15 protein-coding genes are annotated in these 14,880 nt (G+C 70.1%); 6 read left to right on the forward strand and 9 right to left on the reverse strand.

Annotated elements, in window-relative coordinates; all coding sequences use genetic code 11:
* Window positions 1-8 precede the first annotated feature (8 nt).
* Window positions 9-908, reverse strand: a complete 900-nt coding sequence (locus tag STRCI_RS21250) for a D-alanyl-D-alanine carboxypeptidase family protein (protein WP_269660534.1) — start codon at window positions 906-908, stop codon at window positions 9-11.
* A gap of 223 nt (window positions 909-1,131) precedes the next feature.
* Between STRCI_RS21250 and STRCI_RS21255 the strand changes: the two genes are divergently transcribed.
* Window positions 1,132-1,806, forward strand: coding sequence for a GntR family transcriptional regulator (locus STRCI_RS21255; RefSeq protein ID WP_269660535.1), 675 nt, complete (start codon window positions 1,132-1,134; stop codon window positions 1,804-1,806).
* Window positions 1,803-3,098, forward strand: coding sequence for an MFS transporter (locus tag STRCI_RS21260; RefSeq protein WP_269660536.1), 1,296 nt, complete (start codon window positions 1,803-1,805; stop codon window positions 3,096-3,098). Before STRCI_RS21255 ends, STRCI_RS21260 begins: the two co-directional genes overlap by 4 nt.
* Before the next feature lies 1 nt (window position 3,099).
* On the opposite strand, the gene STRCI_RS21265 is transcribed toward STRCI_RS21260, so the two are convergent.
* Window positions 3,100-3,846 (reverse strand): SAM-dependent methyltransferase, encoded by a 747-nt coding sequence (locus STRCI_RS21265; protein WP_269660537.1) that lies wholly within the window; start codon window positions 3,844-3,846, stop codon window positions 3,100-3,102.
* Between the two features lie 66 nt (window positions 3,847-3,912).
* The gene (locus STRCI_RS21270) at window positions 3,913-4,737 is read right to left on the reverse strand and encodes a maleylpyruvate isomerase family mycothiol-dependent enzyme (protein ID WP_269660538.1); all 825 of its coding nucleotides are present in this window, start codon (window positions 4,735-4,737) and stop codon (window positions 3,913-3,915) included.
* A 180-nt stretch (window positions 4,738-4,917) separates the two neighbouring features.
* On the opposite strand from STRCI_RS21270, the gene STRCI_RS21275 reads away from it, so the two are divergent.
* On the forward strand, window positions 4,918-5,691 hold the full coding sequence (locus STRCI_RS21275; RefSeq protein WP_269660539.1) for a carbon-nitrogen family hydrolase: 774 nt from the start codon (window positions 4,918-4,920) through the stop codon (window positions 5,689-5,691).
* Between the two features lie 60 nt (window positions 5,692-5,751).
* Here STRCI_RS21275 and STRCI_RS21280 read toward each other — a convergent pair whose 3' ends face one another.
* Window positions 5,752-6,249, reverse strand: coding sequence for an LURP-one-related/scramblase family protein (locus tag STRCI_RS21280; protein WP_269660540.1), 498 nt, complete (start codon window positions 6,247-6,249; stop codon window positions 5,752-5,754).
* The gene (locus STRCI_RS21285) at window positions 6,246-7,250 is read right to left on the reverse strand and encodes a GlxA family transcriptional regulator (RefSeq protein WP_269660541.1); all 1,005 of its coding nucleotides are present in this window, start codon (window positions 7,248-7,250) and stop codon (window positions 6,246-6,248) included. Before STRCI_RS21285 ends, STRCI_RS21280 begins: the two co-directional genes overlap by 4 nt.
* 52 nt (window positions 7,251-7,302) lie before the next feature.
* On the opposite strand from STRCI_RS21285, the gene STRCI_RS21290 reads away from it, so the two are divergent.
* Window positions 7,303-7,701 (forward strand): cupin domain-containing protein, encoded by a 399-nt coding sequence (locus tag STRCI_RS21290; RefSeq protein WP_269660542.1) that lies wholly within the window; start codon window positions 7,303-7,305, stop codon window positions 7,699-7,701.
* A gap of 19 nt (window positions 7,702-7,720) precedes the next feature.
* Here STRCI_RS21290 and STRCI_RS21295 read toward each other — a convergent pair whose 3' ends face one another.
* The 4 genes from STRCI_RS21295 to STRCI_RS21310 form a co-directional block, all read right to left on the reverse strand.
* The gene (locus STRCI_RS21295) at window positions 7,721-7,963 is read right to left on the reverse strand and encodes a DUF6458 family protein (RefSeq protein WP_269660543.1); all 243 of its coding nucleotides are present in this window, start codon (window positions 7,961-7,963) and stop codon (window positions 7,721-7,723) included.
* Window positions 7,964-8,024: 61 nt separating this feature from the next.
* The gene (locus tag STRCI_RS21300; RefSeq protein ID WP_269660544.1) at window positions 8,025-9,317 is read right to left on the reverse strand and encodes a M18 family aminopeptidase; all 1,293 of its coding nucleotides are present in this window, start codon (window positions 9,315-9,317) and stop codon (window positions 8,025-8,027) included.
* Between the two features lie 80 nt (window positions 9,318-9,397).
* Window positions 9,398-11,224 carry an acyl-CoA dehydrogenase gene (locus STRCI_RS21305; protein ID WP_269660545.1) on the reverse strand — a complete coding sequence of 609 codons (1,827 nt, stop codon included), beginning with the start codon at window positions 11,222-11,224 and terminating at the stop codon, window positions 9,398-9,400.
* A 128-nt stretch (window positions 11,225-11,352) separates the two neighbouring features.
* Complete coding sequence (locus STRCI_RS21310) at window positions 11,353-12,153, reverse strand: dioxygenase family protein (RefSeq protein WP_269660546.1); 801 nt, start codon at window positions 12,151-12,153, stop codon at window positions 11,353-11,355.
* A gap of 96 nt (window positions 12,154-12,249) precedes the next feature.
* Here STRCI_RS21310 and STRCI_RS21315 point away from each other — a divergent pair, with 96 nt between their 5' ends.
* Together STRCI_RS21315 and STRCI_RS21320 are read left to right on the forward strand one after the other, a co-directional pair.
* Window positions 12,250-12,723: an SseB family protein gene (locus STRCI_RS21315; protein WP_269660547.1), complete on the forward strand. Its 474-nt coding sequence runs from the start codon at window positions 12,250-12,252 to the stop codon at window positions 12,721-12,723.
* Between the two features lie 189 nt (window positions 12,724-12,912).
* A complete protein-coding gene (locus STRCI_RS21320; protein WP_269660548.1) occupies window positions 12,913-14,859 on the forward strand; it encodes an NHL repeat-containing protein in 1,947 nt (648 codons plus the stop codon).
* Window positions 14,860-14,880: the final 21 nt, after the last annotated feature.

Below are 14,880 nucleotides of genomic sequence, written 5' to 3' on the forward strand. Positions count from 1 at the left end.
AGTGGGTGTCAGCTGATCTTGGCGTAGCCGTAGTTGATGAGCTTCTGCACGTCCGTCGTGCGGTTGGCCGCGGAGGACGACGTGAGGACTGCGCCCATCACCGACTCGCCGTTCTTGGTGGCGGCGAAGACCAGGCAGTACTTGGACGACGTGCCGGAGCCCGTCTTGATGCCGAGCGTGCCGTTCCAGCCGAGCAGCGTGTTGGTGTTCTTCCAGGCACCCATGGTTCGGGTGGTACCGCTGCTGGTGATCGTCTTCGCCGTGTAGGACTTGGTCTTCACCACGGACTTGAAGGTGGAGTGCTTCATCGCGCTGCGGGCGAGCAGCGTCAGGTCCTTCGGCGTGGAGTAGTTCGAGCCGTTGCTGATGCCGTCGAACGAGTCGAAGTGCGTGTTCGTCATGCCGAGCTGCTTGGCCTTGTTGTTCATCTTGGCGATGAAGTTCTTGGTGCGGGCCGCGACCGTCGAGCCGGTGCCGAACTTGTCGGCGAGGGCCATGGCGGCGTCGCAGCCGGACGGCAGCATCATCCCGTACAGCAGCTGACGGACGGTGACCTTGTCACCGACGATCAGCCGGGCCGACGAAGCTCCCTTGGACACGATGTAGTCGCTGTACGCCTTCTTGATGGTGACCTTGGCGTCCAGGTTCAGGTTCGACTGCGCGAGCACGACCTTGGCGGTCATGATCTTCGTGGTGGAAGCGGTGAGCCGCTTGGTGTTGGGGGACTTGTAGTAGAGCGTCTTGCCGGTGGCGCCGTTCATCAGGTAGGCGCCCTTGGCGGTGACGCTGGGCGTCGTGGCGGCCTGCGCCGGCGCCGCGGTGAGGGCTCCGGTGACGAACATCGCGCCGGTCGTGACCACGACGGCCGCGGCTCTGCGGACCCGGAAGCCCTTATGTGCGGTTATCAACACAAATACCCCGTATATGTCGAATGCCCCTGATGTGCGGCCGAGTTGAAGGGGAAAGAAGGTGGGGCCGCACGTGTGTGACACGTAAGTAGCACACAAGGTTGTGCGGTAACTGGGGTGAATGTTGTCCGGGCCTGAGATCGTCGCCGAGGTGTCACCCGAAGGGGGTCCGCATGATGGACGACGGCCTCTCATGCGTACGTGTTGTATCTAAGATGTGCGCATGCCGTCCGCCTCGCCCACCGCCCCTGCCGCCCCCGTCAAGCAGCCCCCCGCCGCCGATCGCGTCTACAGCCACGTCAAGCGAGGCGTCCTGGACCGCCGCTACCAGGGCGGCACCCTCCTCACCGAGGGCGAACTGGCCGAGGCGACCGGCGTCTCCCGCACCCCCGTGCGCGAGGCGCTGCTGCGCCTGGAGGCCGAAGGGCTGATCAAGCTCTACCCCAAGAAGGGCGCCCTGGTCCTGCCGGTCTCGGCGCAGGAGATCGCCGACGTGGTGGAGACCCGGCTGCTGGTCGAGGAGCACGCGGCACGCAAGGCCGTCCCCGCGCCCGCCGGGCTCATCGAACGACTGGAGCGGCTGCTCGCCCGGCAGAAGGCCGAGGCCGCCGCCGGCGACCTGGCCGCGGCCGCCGTCACCGATCGCTGCTTCCACGCCGAGATCGTCCGCAGCGGCGGCAACGAGATCCTCTCCCGCCTCTACGACCAACTCCGCGACCGCCAGCTGCGGATGGGCGTGGCGATCATGCACTCGCACCCCGACCGGATCGCCAAGACCCTCACCGAGCACGAGGAGATCCTCGAAGCGCTGCGCGACGGCGACGCCGAACGGGCCGTCGGTGTCGTTCACCGGCACGTCGGCTGGTTCTCGCACCTGGCCCGGGGTGAGGTCCGATGACCGCGGGCGCGCTCCCGGGGGATCCGCCGGGCGGCCGGCGCGCCGTCGCCGTCTGGTCGATCGGCGTCTCGGTCTACTTCGTCGCCGTCATCTTCCGTACGTCGCTCGGCGTCGCCGGACTCGACGCGGCGGACCGCTTCGACGTCAACGCCTCCGCACTGTCCACCTTCTCCATCCTCCAGCTCCTCGTCTACGCGGGCATGCAGATACCCGTCGGACTGCTGGTCGACCGGCTCGGCACCAAGAAGGTGCTGACCATCGGCGTCGTGCTGTTCACGGCGGGCCAGCTCGGCTTCGCGTTCTCCCCGACGTACGGCATGGCCCTCGCCTCGCGGGCGCTGCTCGGCTGCGGTGACGCGATGACGTTCATCAGCGTGCTGCGGCTCGGCACCCGCTGGTTCCCCGCCCGGCGCGGACCGCTGGTCGCCCAGCTCGCGGGCCTGGCGGGGATGGCCGGCAACCTGGTCTCGACCCTGCTCCTGGCCCGGCTGCTGCACGGCGTCGGCTGGACGGCGGCGTTCGCGGGCAGCGCCCTCGCCGGGGCCGTCGTCCTCGTCCTGCTGCTCCTCTTCCTCAAGGACCACCCCGAGGGCCACGAACCGGAGCCCTTCCCGCACCAGGGCGCGGCCTACGTCCGCCGCCAGATCGCCGCCTCCTGGAAGGAACCGGGCACCCGGCTCGGCCTCTGGGTGCACTTCACCACCCAGTTCCCGGCGATGGTGTTCCTGCTCCTGTGGGGCCTGCCCTTCCTGGTCGAGGCCCAGGGCCTGTCCCGCGCCACCGCCGGCGAACTCCTCACCCTGGTCGTGCTCTCCAACATGGTGATCGGCCTGGTCTACGGCCAGGTCGTCGCCCGGCACCACGGGGCGCGGCTCCCGCTGGCCCTCGGCACGGTCGGCGCGACCGCGCTGGTGTGGGCGGCGACCCTCGGCTACCCGGCCGAGCACGCCCCCATGTGGCTGCTCATCGTGCTGTGCACGGTGCTCGGCGCGTGCGGCCCCGCCTCCATGCTCGGCTTCGACTTCGCCCGCCCCGCCAACCCGCCGGAGCGTCAGGGCACCGCCTCAGGAATCACCAACATGGGTGGTTTCGTCGCCTCCATGACGACCCTGTTCGCGGTCGGAGTCCTCCTCGACGCGACCGGGGACGACTACACGATCGCCTTCTCGGCCGTGTTCGTCCTGCAGGCCCTCGGGATCAGCCAGATCCTGCGGCTGCGCGGCCGGGCGGCCCGGCGGGAGCGGGAACGGCTGGTGGCGAGCCGGGTGGAGACGGTGCACGTCCCGGCGTGACCTACTGGGCGGGCACCAGCGTCAGATACGCGAGCCCCAGCACGCCCCGGTACGTCATCCACCGGCCACGATGGGTGTCCAGGCGCTCCCGGGTCTCCTTCGCCGAGGGGTGCCCGGGGTTCCGGGCGAGCCACACCTCCGCGTCCGCCTGGTACCCGGACTCGAACTCCTCCCACTCATCGCGGTTCGCCGTCTCCGTCCACTCGGGCCGGAAACCGGCGGCCACGGCGAGGTCGAGCAGGTCCGCCAGGCTGTGGTGATCCGACACGGCGGCCCCCGGCCACATCCCGGCCAGCTCCCCGGCGGTGGGCGTCCGCTCCCAGAACCCCTCCCCGAGCAGTACCCGCCCGCCGTCCCGCACCAGCCCGCGCAGCGCCCCGAGCGCCTCCTCGGACGTCGAGCCCAACGCCTGGCTCGATCCCATGCACAGCACCAGATCGGCCGGTCCGAGGCCGGTGTCCCGCGCGGACCTCTCCAGGAACTCCACCCGCTCCCCGAGCCCCCGCGCCGCCGCCTCCCGGCGCCCGCGAGCGAGATCCTCGCCATTGATGTCGACGCCGACCGCCTTCGCCCCCGGCGCGGCGTCCAGCACCCGCATCATGAACTGACCCCAGCCGCAGCCGATGTCGAGCACGGAGGACGGGGCATCGGCAGCGAGCCGCCGCACCATCCGCTCGGCCCGCTCCTCCGAGAGGGGGCTGTGGAAGGTGAGCCGGGTGAGACGGGGAGGCCCGTCGGTGTCGGTCATGAAGGTGAGGGTAGGAGGTGAACTCCGGCCCGCTGTAGTGCTTTTAGGGGTGCGGGGCGGCCCCCGCTACGGCGTGACCGTGAAGTTCCGCAGAATCGCCCCCGTCAGCCCCACGTCCCCCTCGGTCTTCAGCCGGTCGGACACCGCCTCCGGCGTGACCCGCCCGCAGGCGAGCCGCACAAAGGTCTCCCAGTCCATCGTCAGCGTCGCCGCGGGCCCCAGCGCGGGTGCCGTCTCCAGCGTCCCCCGCCCCTGGATGTCGATCCGGATCGTCCGCAGGAACTCCACCGGACCATGCACATCGAGCACGATCGCCGAACTCCGGGGCGCGTTCGCCTTGTCCGCGATGACGTCCGGCAGCGCCGCCAGCAGCACGTCCCGGGCCACCAGCGCACCCGGCGAGTCGAGGTTCCCGGGCCGGCCGAGCGCGGCACGCAGATCCTGTTCATGGACCCACACGTCGAAGGCGTGCCCCCGCATGGACGCCTCCAGCGTGAGCTCCTTGCCCAGCGGGCCGCGCACCTTCGCCCCGGGGTCCCGGGACTCGTTCCGCAGCTGCCGGTTGCGGCGGATGATCGTGTACTCCAGCTCCGAGGTCATCTCCGGTGCCGTGTGATGACGGCGGACGTCGACCTGCATCTCGGTGTAGCGCTGGGCCTCGTTGGTGACGTGGAAGAGGTCGCGCGGCAGGGTGTGGATGGGCCGCGGGTCGCCGAGCATCTCGCAGTCCAGGCCGATGACATGGGAGACCACATCACGGATCGACCAGCCGGGACACGGAGTACGCCGGTTCCACTCGCCCTCCACGAGGGGCTGCACCAGTTCGGATATCGCGTCGATGGAGTGGGTCCAGGCGTCGGCGTAGGGCTGGAGGGTGGGATGCAGACTCACGGGAACGGGACCCCTCGGCGGTCGGTACACGGGCAGGTGGTGGCGGCGATGCCAGTGGGAGGTGGCTGTCGTCGGGTGTCTTGAGACGCTAAGTTACGCTGCTGAGAGGCACCCCGGCAGTGCTTTCGTGTGACGATCGTAGGCCCGGTTGAGCGGGTCGAATGCCAGGACGGTGGTAGTGTGCGCGCCTCTCTGATCCAGATCGCCGTAGACGAGGGCGAATCGGTCGAATCGCGCCGGGCACGGGCAGCCGCTCTCGTACGGGAGCAGGCGGGCGCCGATCTGGTCGTCCTGCCGGAGCTGTGGACCACCGGCGCCTTCGCCTACGAGGAGTTCGGCACCGAGGCAGAGCCGCTCGAAGGACCGACCTACGAGGCGATGGCGAAGGCCGCGAGCGACGCGGGCGTCTGGCTGCACGCGGGGTCGATCCCGGAACGGGACCCCTCCGGACCGCTCTACAACACCTCCCTGGTCTTCTCTCCCTCCGGCGAGCCGGCCGCCGCCTACCGCAAGATCCATCGCTTCGGCTTCGACAAGGGCGAGGCCGTGCTGATGGGCGCCGGGCGGGACCTGGTGACGGTCCGGCTGCCCGGGACCACCCTCGGCCTTGCCACCTGCTACGACCTCCGCTTCCCCGAACTCTTCCGCGGTCTCGTCGACGCCGGCGCCGAGACCCTGGTCATCCCCGCGGGCTGGCCGGAGCGCCGCCGGGCGCACTGGACGCTGCTGGCTCAGGCGCGGGCGGTGGAGAACCAGGCGTTCGTGCTCGCCTGTGGAACGGCCGGGACGCACGCGGGAGTTCCGCAGGCGGGTCACTCGATCGTGGTGGATCCCTGGGGCGAGGTCCTCGCCGAGGCGGGCGCCGGCGAGGAGATCCTCACCGTGGAGTTCGATCCGGGGAAGGTCGCGACGACCCGGGAGCAGTTCCCGGCGCTGAAGGACCGGGTGCTCTGACCCCGGGCCGCTCGCCCTCGGGCCAGTCGCTCGCCCTCGGGCCAGTCGCTCGCCCTCGGGTCAGTCGCCCGCCCGCTCCTTCTCCGCCAGATGGATCACACAGACCGTCACCGCGATCAGCAGCGCCGGGTCCGTGTCCTCCCGGACGACGTCGACGCCGTAGGTGTCCCGGAGGTGCAGCCAGCGGCGCGAGACCACCGCCAGCAGCTCACCGTCGTACTCGATCGCGAACTCCCGGTCGAGGATCTTGCCGCTGACGTCGAGCTCGGTGCTGCCGTCGGCGAGGGCCACCCGGTAGTGGTTGCGCAGGAGTGACAGCCGCTTGCGGCGGACCGTGGCGAGCGACTCGCCGTCCCGCTCGATCAGCATCGTGTCGCGCAGCGCGAACATCTTCTTGCGGATGTCGATCAGGACCCGTCCCTGCAGGTCCTTCAGCTCGAAGGTGTCCCGCAGCCGCATGGCCTTGCCGTCGACGAGGAAGACCTTGTTGCCCCGGTCGTCCTCGATCCAATAGTCGTCACCGATGCCGAGGATCCGGTCGCGTACGAGGAATCTCATGACAGCAGGGGTTCCCCGGCACGCGGTCCGAAACGCCGCCGGTAGTCCGACGGGCTGAGTCCGGTCTCGCGCCGCAGCCGCGCCCGCAGGTTCGCCGCCGTACCGAGCCCGCAGCGCGCCGCCACCACGTCGAGCCGCTCCTCGCCGCGCTCGATCAGCAGGCAGGCCAGCGCCACCCGCTCACCGGTCAGCCAGGCCAGCGGGGTCGTGCCGAGCTGCGTGCGGAAGCGCCGGTGCAGGGTGGCGGGGGACACCGCGGCCCGCGCCGCCAGATCCGCCACGGTCAGCGGTTCGCCCAGCCGCTCCTGCGCCCACGCGATCACCGGGCCCAGTGACTCGTCCGGGATCTCGGGCACCGGCCGCTCCACGAACTGGCGCTGCCCGCCGTCCCGGTGCGCGGCGAAGACGAGCCGCCGGGAGACCGCGTTGGCGATCTCGGCGCCGTGGTCCCGCCGGACGAGGCAGAGCCCCAGATCGAGCGCGGCGGCGCTGCCCGCGGCGGTGAGGATCCGTCCCTCGTCCACGAAGAGCACGTCGGGCTCCAGCCGCACCCGCGGATGCCGTGCCCTGAAGGTGTCGGCCCACATCCAGTGCGTGGTGGCCCGGAGCCCGTCCAGCACCCCGGCCTCGGCGAGCGCGAAGCTGCCCGTGCAGAAGCTCAGCACGCGCGCCCCGCGCGCGTGGGTGCGCCGGATGGCGTCCAGGACGGCGGCGGCACGCGGGACGACATTGTCGGGCCGCCCCGGCACGACGAGGGTGTCGGCACCGTCGACGGCATCCAGTCCGGCCGTCCCGGTCATCGTGAAGAACCCGTGGTTCATGCGCACCTCACGCGTGGGCGTGCACAGCGCCACCTCGTACAGCGGCCCCGGCAGCCCCAGTTCGGGCCGCGGCAGCCCGAACAGCTCGGTGGCGACGCCCACCTCGAAGGGATTGGTGCCCTCGTCGACGATGACGGCGACCCGATGGGCCCGACGGTGCTGAGAGGATCCTTGCGCCATATGCGATTCCTAGCACTCGCGGACCACCGCGGCCACCCCGGACGATGACGGCATGACTCAGCAACGGGAACCCGTCTCCCTGCCCGCCGCCCTCGCCTCCTTCGCCGAGCGGTGGAGCCCCCGCATCGCGACCACGGTCAACGACTACGACGTCCGCGTCACCCACGTCGAGGGCGAGCACCTCTGGCACACCCACGACCACACCGACGAGTTCTTCCTGGTCCTCTCCGGAGAACTCCACATCTCCCTGCGCGAAGGCGCCGGCGAGCGGACGGTCGTCCTGCCGCCCCTGTCCGTCTTCACGGTCCCCCGGGGCACCGAGCACAAGCCCTACGCCCCGGTCCCCACCGACATCCTGCTCCTGGAGCCCTCCGGCACCTCGACGGTCGGCGACCGCCACGAGGACGTCCCGGGCCATGTGGACGTGACCACGGGCCACGCGCTGGGGTGACGCCCTCCGGTTCTGACGATCAGGAGCCGTAACCGTCGTAGCCGTCCCGGCGATGATGGTCCTCGCTGATGACCGGCGTGCTCGGTGGCACCACCACCCGCCTGCGCCGGGCGATGCTGCTGAACGTGGTGACGCCGATCAGGCCGACGATCATGAGGATGATCCCGACCAGGTCGAGATTGACACCCTCCATCTCCCAGTCGGTCGCGAACGCGAGGATGGCTCCCACGGCGATCAGGATGATGCACCCGCCGAGGCCCATGAGTGTCGCCTCCCTCCGGTGGTGGTTCCGGTCGGGAGGCGGGTACCCCCGCGCCCCCGAACTACCCCTCCAGGAACGCCACCAGTACGTTCGCCAGTAGGAACGGGTCGTTCGCGCCGCACAGTTCGCGGGCGCTGTGCATGGAGAGGATGGCCACGCCGATGTCGACGGTGCGGATGCCGTGGCGGGCCGCGGTGATCGGGCCGATGGTGGTGCCGCAGGGCATGGCGTTGTTGGAGACGAAGGACTGGAAGGGGACGCCGGCCCGTTCGCAGGCGGCGGCGAAGACCGCGCGGCCCGAACCGTCCGTGGCGTAGCGGTTGTTGACGTTGACCTTGAGGATGGGGCCGCCGTTGACGCGGGGGTGGTGGGTCGGGTCGTGCCGCTCCGCGTAGTTGGGGTGCACCGCGTGGCCCGTGTCGGAGGACAGGCAGACCGTGCCGGCGAAGGCGCGGGCCTTGTCCTCGTAGGAGCCGCCGCGGGCGAACACCGAACGCTCCAGCACCCCGCCGAGCAGCGGTCCGTCCGCGCCGGTGTCGGACTGGGAGCCGTTCTCCTCGTGGTCGAAGGCGGCGAGGACCGGGATGTAGGGGAGTTCGGCGGTGGAGACCGCCGTCAGTGCGGCCGTCGCCGCGTGCACCGACAGGAGGTTGTCCATGCGCGGACCGGCCAGCAGCTCGCGGTCGCGGCCGAGGTAGGCGGGCGGCTCCACGGAGTGGACCATCAGGTCCCAGCCGGTGACCTCGCCGGGCGCGAGGCCGTTCTCCTGCTCCAGGAAGGCGATCAGATCGCCGTCGCGCACGTCGTCACCGAGCCCCCAGATGGGCTGGAGATGGCGCTGCTTGTCGAGCTTGAGGCCCTCCGAGGAGACCGCGCGGTCCAGGTGGATGGCGAGTTGGGGGACGCGCAGCAGCGGGCGGTCGATGTCGACGAGCCGGGTGGAGGCGTCGCGCAGGGTCAGCCGGCCGGCCAGGCCCAGGTCGCGGTCGAGCCAGGAGTTGAGCAGCGGTCCGCCGTAGATCTCCACGGCCACCTGGCGCCAGCCGTGCGCCCCGGAGTCGGGCAGCGGCTTGACGCGCAGGTTGGGGGAGTCGGTGTGCGCGCCGATGATGCGGAACGGGGTGTGCGGCGCGGCGCCCTCGGGCACGTACCAGGCGACGATCGCGCCGCCGCGGATCACGTACTTGCCGCCGCTCGACCCGTCCCAGGCGTCCGTCTCGGCGACCTGGCGGAACCCGGCCTTCTCCAGCCGCTCGGCGGTGTTCGCCACGGCGTGGTACGGCGACGGACTGGCCGCGAGGAAGGTCATGAGGTCGTCGGTGTGGCCGCGGTCGAAGCGGGAGGGTTCGCTCATGGGGTTCACCTTAACGACGTACCAGGGCCCGCCCCCCGTTGATGGGGAGGGCGGGCCCTGGTGGGAAAGGGGAGTTGTGCCTAGAACGCTGCTTCGTCCAGCTCCATCAGGTCCAGCTCGACGCCCTGGGCGAGCTTGCGCGCGCCGGTGACGCCGGGCAGGACGTTGGCCGCGAAGAACTTCGCCGCCGCGATCTTGCCGGTGTAGAAGGCCTGGTCCTTGGCGGAGGCCGTCTCCAGCTTCTCGGCGGCGACCGCGGCGCCCTTGAGCAGCAGGTAGCCGACGACGACGTCACCGGAGGCCATGAGCAGGCGGGTGGTGTTGAGGCCGACCTTGTAGATGTTCTTGACGTCCTGCTCGGTGGCGGCGAGGTCGGTGAGCATCAGGCCGACGATGGCCTCCAGCTCGACCGCGGCCTTGGCGAGGTGCTCGCGGGCACCGGACAGCTCCTCGCCGCCCGTGCCCAGCGCCAGGAACTTCTTGATGTCCTCGGCGAGGGAGTTCAGCGCGGCGCCCTGGTTGCGGACGATCTTCCGGAAGAAGAAGTCCTGGCCCTGGATCGCGGTGGTGCCCTCATAGAGGGTGTCGATCTTGGAGTCCCGGATGTACTGCTCGATCGGGTACTCCTGGAGGAAGCCGGAGCCGCCGAAGGTCTGGAGCGACTGCGCGAGCTGCTCGTAGCCCTTCTCGGAGCCGTAGCCCTTCACGATCGGCAGGAGCAGGTCGTTCAGCGCGTGCTCGGCCTTGGCGTCCTCGTCCGCGGCTTCCTTGACGGCGATCGCGTCCTGGACCGAGGCGGTGTAGAGCACCAGGGCGCGCATGCCCTCGGCGTACGCCTTCTGCGTCATCAGCGAGCGGCGGACGTCGGGGTGGTGGGTGATGGTGACCTTGGGCGCGGCCTTGTCGCCGAAGGCGGCGAGGTCCGAACCCTGGACGCGCTCCTTGGCGTACTCGAGGGCGTTGAGGTAACCCGTCGACAGCGTGGAGATCGCCTTCGTGCCGACCATCATGCGGGCGAACTCGATGATGCGGAACATCTGGCGGATGCCGTCGTGCTTGTCGCCGATCAGCCAGCCCTTGGCGGGGTGCTGGTCGCCGAAGGTCATCTCGCAGGTGTTGGAGGCCTTGAGGCCCATCTTGTGCTCGACGTTGGTGGCGTAGGCGCCGTTGCGCTCGCCCAGCTCGCCGGTCTCGAAGTCGAAGAGGTACTTCGGGACCATGAAGAGGGACAGGCCCTTGGTGCCGGGGCCGGCGCCCTCGGGACGCGCGAGGACGTAGTGGAGGATGTTCTCCTCCATGTCGTGCTCACCGGAGGTGATGAAGCGCTTCACACCCTCGATGTGCCAGGAGCCGTCCTCCTGCTGGATCGCCTTGGTGCGCCCGGCGCCGACGTCGGAGCCCGCGTCGGGCTCGGTCAGCACCATGGTGGAGCCCCAGGTCCGCTCGACGGCGATCTGGGCGATCTTCTTCTGGACGTCATTGCCCTCGTCGTAGAGGATCCCGGCGAAGGCCGGACCGGAGGAGTACATCCACACGGCCGGGTTGGCGCCGAGGATCAGCTCCGCGTACGACCAGATCAGCGACGGCGGGGCGGTGGTGCCGCCGATCCCCTCCGGCAGGCCGAGGCGCCAGTACTCGGAGTCCATGAACGCCTTGTAGCTCTTCTTGAAGGACGCGGGAACCGGCGCGGTGTTGGTCTCCGGGTCGAAGACCGGCGGGTTGCGGTCGGCGTCGGTGAAGGACTCCGCGAGGTCGTTCTCCGCGAGGCGGGTCATCTCCTCGAGGATGCTCTTCGCGGTGTCCGTGTCCATCTCTGCGAAGGGCCCGGTGCCATACAGCTTGTCGCGCCCGAGTACTTCGAAGAGGTTGAACTCGATGTCGCGGAGGTTCGACTTGTAGTGCCCCATGGCGATGGCTCCGTAGAGATATCGGCGAGGCACTGGATCCTCGCGCTAGTTCACGTACCAACAAGTAGCTACGATGATGCTACCCGCCAGTAATAAGCCGCAACCCCCATCCGGCGATCTGTGACGGGTCACACCGGAACCACCAGCGTGGCGCGATATCCCGCCTGGGCGCTGCCCTGCACGGACGCCAGCTGCCGGTCGTGGCCATCGCTGAATATGGTGTCCGTCTCGATCGAGAGTCGGCTGAGGTTGGTCACACTCTCGCTATAGCCGTCCGTTCTGTACGCCGATTCGCACACCTCCTGGGGAAAGGCGAGCTGCGAGGTGCTGGTGACGCCGGTGGCCGCCGTCGCGTCGGCCAGGCTGTCGTAGACCTCGAAGTGCAGGTGCGGCCAGCGGCCCGGGTAGCAGCCGGGGAACACGGTCGTGAAGGTGACCCGGCCCCGGTCGTCCGTCTCCTGCACGCCCCGCAGATAGTTCTCGTCCGTGACGCCCGCCGAGTACAGCGAGTAGGCGCCGTCCCGGTCCGCCTGCCACAGATAGACGGCGGCGCCCCGCTTCGGCGTCCCGCAGCCCGAGGCCGCGTCCACGACCGTCAGCGTGACGGTCAGCGGTACGCCCTCGGCGGTGCCGCCGGCCGAGTCGCCGAAGCTGGAGGTGATGTCGGAGCGGACGACTCCGCTCTCCTTCAGGACGTTGACGCCGTTGGACCCGTCCCCGGGGAAGGGCCCGGCGGTCTCCTCGGGGACGGCGGCGCAGGACTCACCGGCGGAGGGTGCGGCCGTGTCCTCCTCGGACGTGCAGCCCACCAGCGGTATCAGCCCCGCCCCCGCCATCAGCCGGATCATCCGGCGGCGGGCGAGGACGGGAAGGTCGTGGGAGAGCCCGCGGTCGTGCTCGTGGGCCTCGTCGGCGTGATGGCTCCGCATGACAGGACGCTACGAGCGGTGGCGGCGGGAAAGCCAGGGCAGTGGCATGTCAACTGGCTGTCGGTTTGCCGGGGCCTCGGTACTAGGCTTGCGCCCATGTATGGATACGGCCAGCCCATGGACGCCGGGGCCGCTCAGGCGGGCTACGCCCCTCCGCAGCAGCCCATGTCCGGCGGCTACGGCCAGCAGCCACCGCTCTACCCCGAGCCGTCCCAGCCCTCGCTCGCGGACGCGGTGCGGGCCTTCACCACCGGACAGGTGACCGCGGAGGACTTCCAGCAGGTCTTCGCGACCTCGAAGGTCTACTGCCCGCGCGGTGACAACCCCGGCTTCCTCGCCCTGCACAACACCCAGCAGCCGGTGATCCCGATGTTCACCTCGCTCAAGGAACTGCGCCGGTACGCGGGCAAGGAGTCCAAGTACTTCGTGATCACCGGCGCCGAGGTGATCGACCTGCTGCCCACCGGCTACGGCTTCGTCCTGGACATGGAGGGCGAGCACCGCATGGTCTTCGACGCCAAGGCGGTCGAGCAGATGGTCGACTTCGCGATGCGCAGGATGTACGGATAGCAGCGGGTTCCGGCCGCCCGGCGGCGGAAAACTCCCCCTTTGATTGTCACAGCCATGCCATAGAGTGCCTCCCAGGCAGCCGCGCCCCGCACGCCACCGCTCTTCCGCGGTTCACGTCCGGGTGCCGCGCGGCGCTCTCTCGTCTCCCGGCCTGGCCGGGGTCTTCTGTGGGGGTTCATCACTGTGCGCATGCGCAGCACTTCGGCCGCGACGGCGCTCGCGGTCCTGTTCAGCTCGGCGGCGCTGAGCGTCGTCACGGCCGGACCGGCCTCGGCCGTGACGGCCGCCGTCGGCTCGTACGGCGGGATGGTCGTCGACGGGGCCCGTGAGCGGGTCTACCTCGGCGACGACGCGACCGGGCAGATCATCGCCGCCGACTACAACGGCAACCGGGTCGACACGGTGAGCGGCATCAACGGGGTCTTCGACCTGGCGCTCTCCGACGACGGCAGCACCCTGTACGCCACCGCGCGGGTCAGCCACGAGATCGTGGCGCTCGACGCGGCCACCCTGGACATCAAGGCCCGCTACCCGGTCGCCACCAGCACCGGCCCGGTGTACGTCGAGTTCGCCGGCGGCAAGGTCTGGTTCAGCTACGGCGACCAGTGGGACGGCGACCTCGGCTCGGTCGACCCGGCGGTGGACCCGGCGAGCGGCACCGACCCGGTGGCGCTGGCCCAGATCCCGGCCGAGGGCACGGGGTCCGGGATGTGGGGCCAGGCCCTGCTGGACACCGACCCGCTGCGGCCGGGCCTGCTGGCGGTCGGCGAGACCGGGGACTCCACCGGCACCGAGGCCGTGTTCGACGTGTCCGGCGGCACGCCGCAGGTGGTCGCCTGGCACGACAGCTCCTATGCCCTGAACGACGGCCTCGGGGACATCGACCTCGTCGCGGGCGGCGACCAGGTGCTGGTCAACGGCACCGAGCGGCACGCCTGGGCGAACGGCACCCTGACCGACTCCGGGGCCTACCCGGCCGGGCAGCGGGCCGACGTCGGGCGCAGCGGCATGATCGCCCAGATCACGGGCACCAAGGTCGCGATCTACCGCCCGGACGCCGCCCAGCCCGTGCGGACGTACAGCCTGGGCACCCAGGGGGCCGTCGCGGTGGCCTGGGCGCCGGACTCCTCCCGGGTCTTCGCCCTGGTCCCGGCGGGCAACGGCTACACGCTCAAGCCGCTGACCCAGCCGACGCTGAACGTCCCCACGCTCACCGTCAACGCGCCCGCCACCGCCACCCGCGCCAAGACGCTCACCGTCACCGGCAAGATCTCGGCGACGGTCCCGCTGCCCACGGGCGTGCAGCTCTCGGTCACCCGTACCGACCTGGACAGCCCGAGCGGCAAGGCGCTGGCGCCCGTCACGGCGAAGGCGGACGGCACCTACTCCTTCAAGGACGTCCCGCCGGCCGGTGGCAAGGTCACCTACAAGGTCCAGTACGCGGGCGACGCCACGCACACCGCGGTGAGCGCCTCCGACGCCGTCGAGGTCTCCCGTGCCTCGACCTCGCTGAGCCTGAACAACAACGGCAAGCTGTACAGCTACGGTGCCGACGTCAAGTTCACCGCGCACCTCGGCACGACGTACAAGAACCGCTCGGTGGAGATCTGGGCCAACCCCTTCGGCTCGGACAAGCCCAACAAGCTGATCAAGAGCGGGACGGTCAACGCCGACGGCAACATCGCCGGCTGGGTCGACATGACCCGGGACACCACGGTCACCGCGGTGTTCAAGGGGGACGCCCGCTACAAGCCGAAGTCGGTCAAGGTCACGGCCTACGGCAAGGCCAAGGTCTCCACCGCCGTCTCCAAGCACTACAAGACGGCGAAGATCGGCTCGACCACGTACTACTGGTTCCACAAGAACACCGACCCGCTGCTCACCACCACGATGAACTACTACGCGGGCCGTCAGCAGCGCTTCGACCTGCAGGTCTACTACCAGGGCTCGTGGTACTCGGCGGACTCGGAGTACTTCCCGCTCGGCACGAACGGCAAGTCGGCCGTGACCCTGGGGGCCCCCGGTGAGTCGGGCATCCGGGCGCGGATGCGGTCGGTGTACGTCAACGGCTCGTCCGGCGACACCGTGAACTCGACGGCGTACGGGTCCTGGAAGTACCTGTACTTCAGCAACTGACGCCGTCGGCACTCGGACGGC

This window comes from Streptomyces cinnabarinus (assembly GCF_027270315.1).
GTDB lineage: Bacteria > Actinomycetota > Actinomycetes > Streptomycetales > Streptomycetaceae > Streptomyces > Streptomyces cinnabarinus.

Bases quoted from the DNA above. Each gene is read 5' to 3' on its own strand.
- STRCI_RS21255 (WP_269660535.1), top strand. From the start codon at position 1,132: ATGCCGTCCGCCTCGCCCACCGCCCCTGCCGCCCCCGTCAAGCAGCCC.
- STRCI_RS21260 (WP_269660536.1), top strand. From the start codon at position 1,803: ATGACCGCGGGCGCGCTCCCGGGGGATCCGCCGGGCGGCCGGCGCGCC.
- STRCI_RS21265 (WP_269660537.1), bottom strand. From the start codon at position 3,846: ATGACCGACACCGACGGGCCTCCCCGTCTCACCCGGCTCACCTTCCAC.
- STRCI_RS21280 (WP_269660540.1), bottom strand. From the start codon at position 6,249: ATGAGATTCCTCGTACGCGACCGGATCCTCGGCATCGGTGACGACTAT.
- STRCI_RS21285 (WP_269660541.1), bottom strand. From the start codon at position 7,250: ATGGCGCAAGGATCCTCTCAGCACCGTCGGGCCCATCGGGTCGCCGTC.
- STRCI_RS21290 (WP_269660542.1), top strand. From the start codon at position 7,303: ATGACTCAGCAACGGGAACCCGTCTCCCTGCCCGCCGCCCTCGCCTCC.
- STRCI_RS21295 (WP_269660543.1), bottom strand. From the start codon at position 7,963: ATGGGCCTCGGCGGGTGCATCATCCTGATCGCCGTGGGAGCCATCCTC.
- STRCI_RS21300 (WP_269660544.1), bottom strand. From the start codon at position 9,317: ATGAGCGAACCCTCCCGCTTCGACCGCGGCCACACCGACGACCTCATG.
- STRCI_RS21305 (WP_269660545.1), bottom strand. From the start codon at position 11,224: ATGGGGCACTACAAGTCGAACCTCCGCGACATCGAGTTCAACCTCTTC.
- STRCI_RS21310 (WP_269660546.1), bottom strand. From the start codon at position 12,153: ATGCGGAGCCATCACGCCGACGAGGCCCACGAGCACGACCGCGGGCTC.
- STRCI_RS21315 (WP_269660547.1), top strand. From the start codon at position 12,250: ATGTATGGATACGGCCAGCCCATGGACGCCGGGGCCGCTCAGGCGGGC.
- STRCI_RS21320 (WP_269660548.1), top strand. From the start codon at position 12,913: ATGCGCAGCACTTCGGCCGCGACGGCGCTCGCGGTCCTGTTCAGCTCG.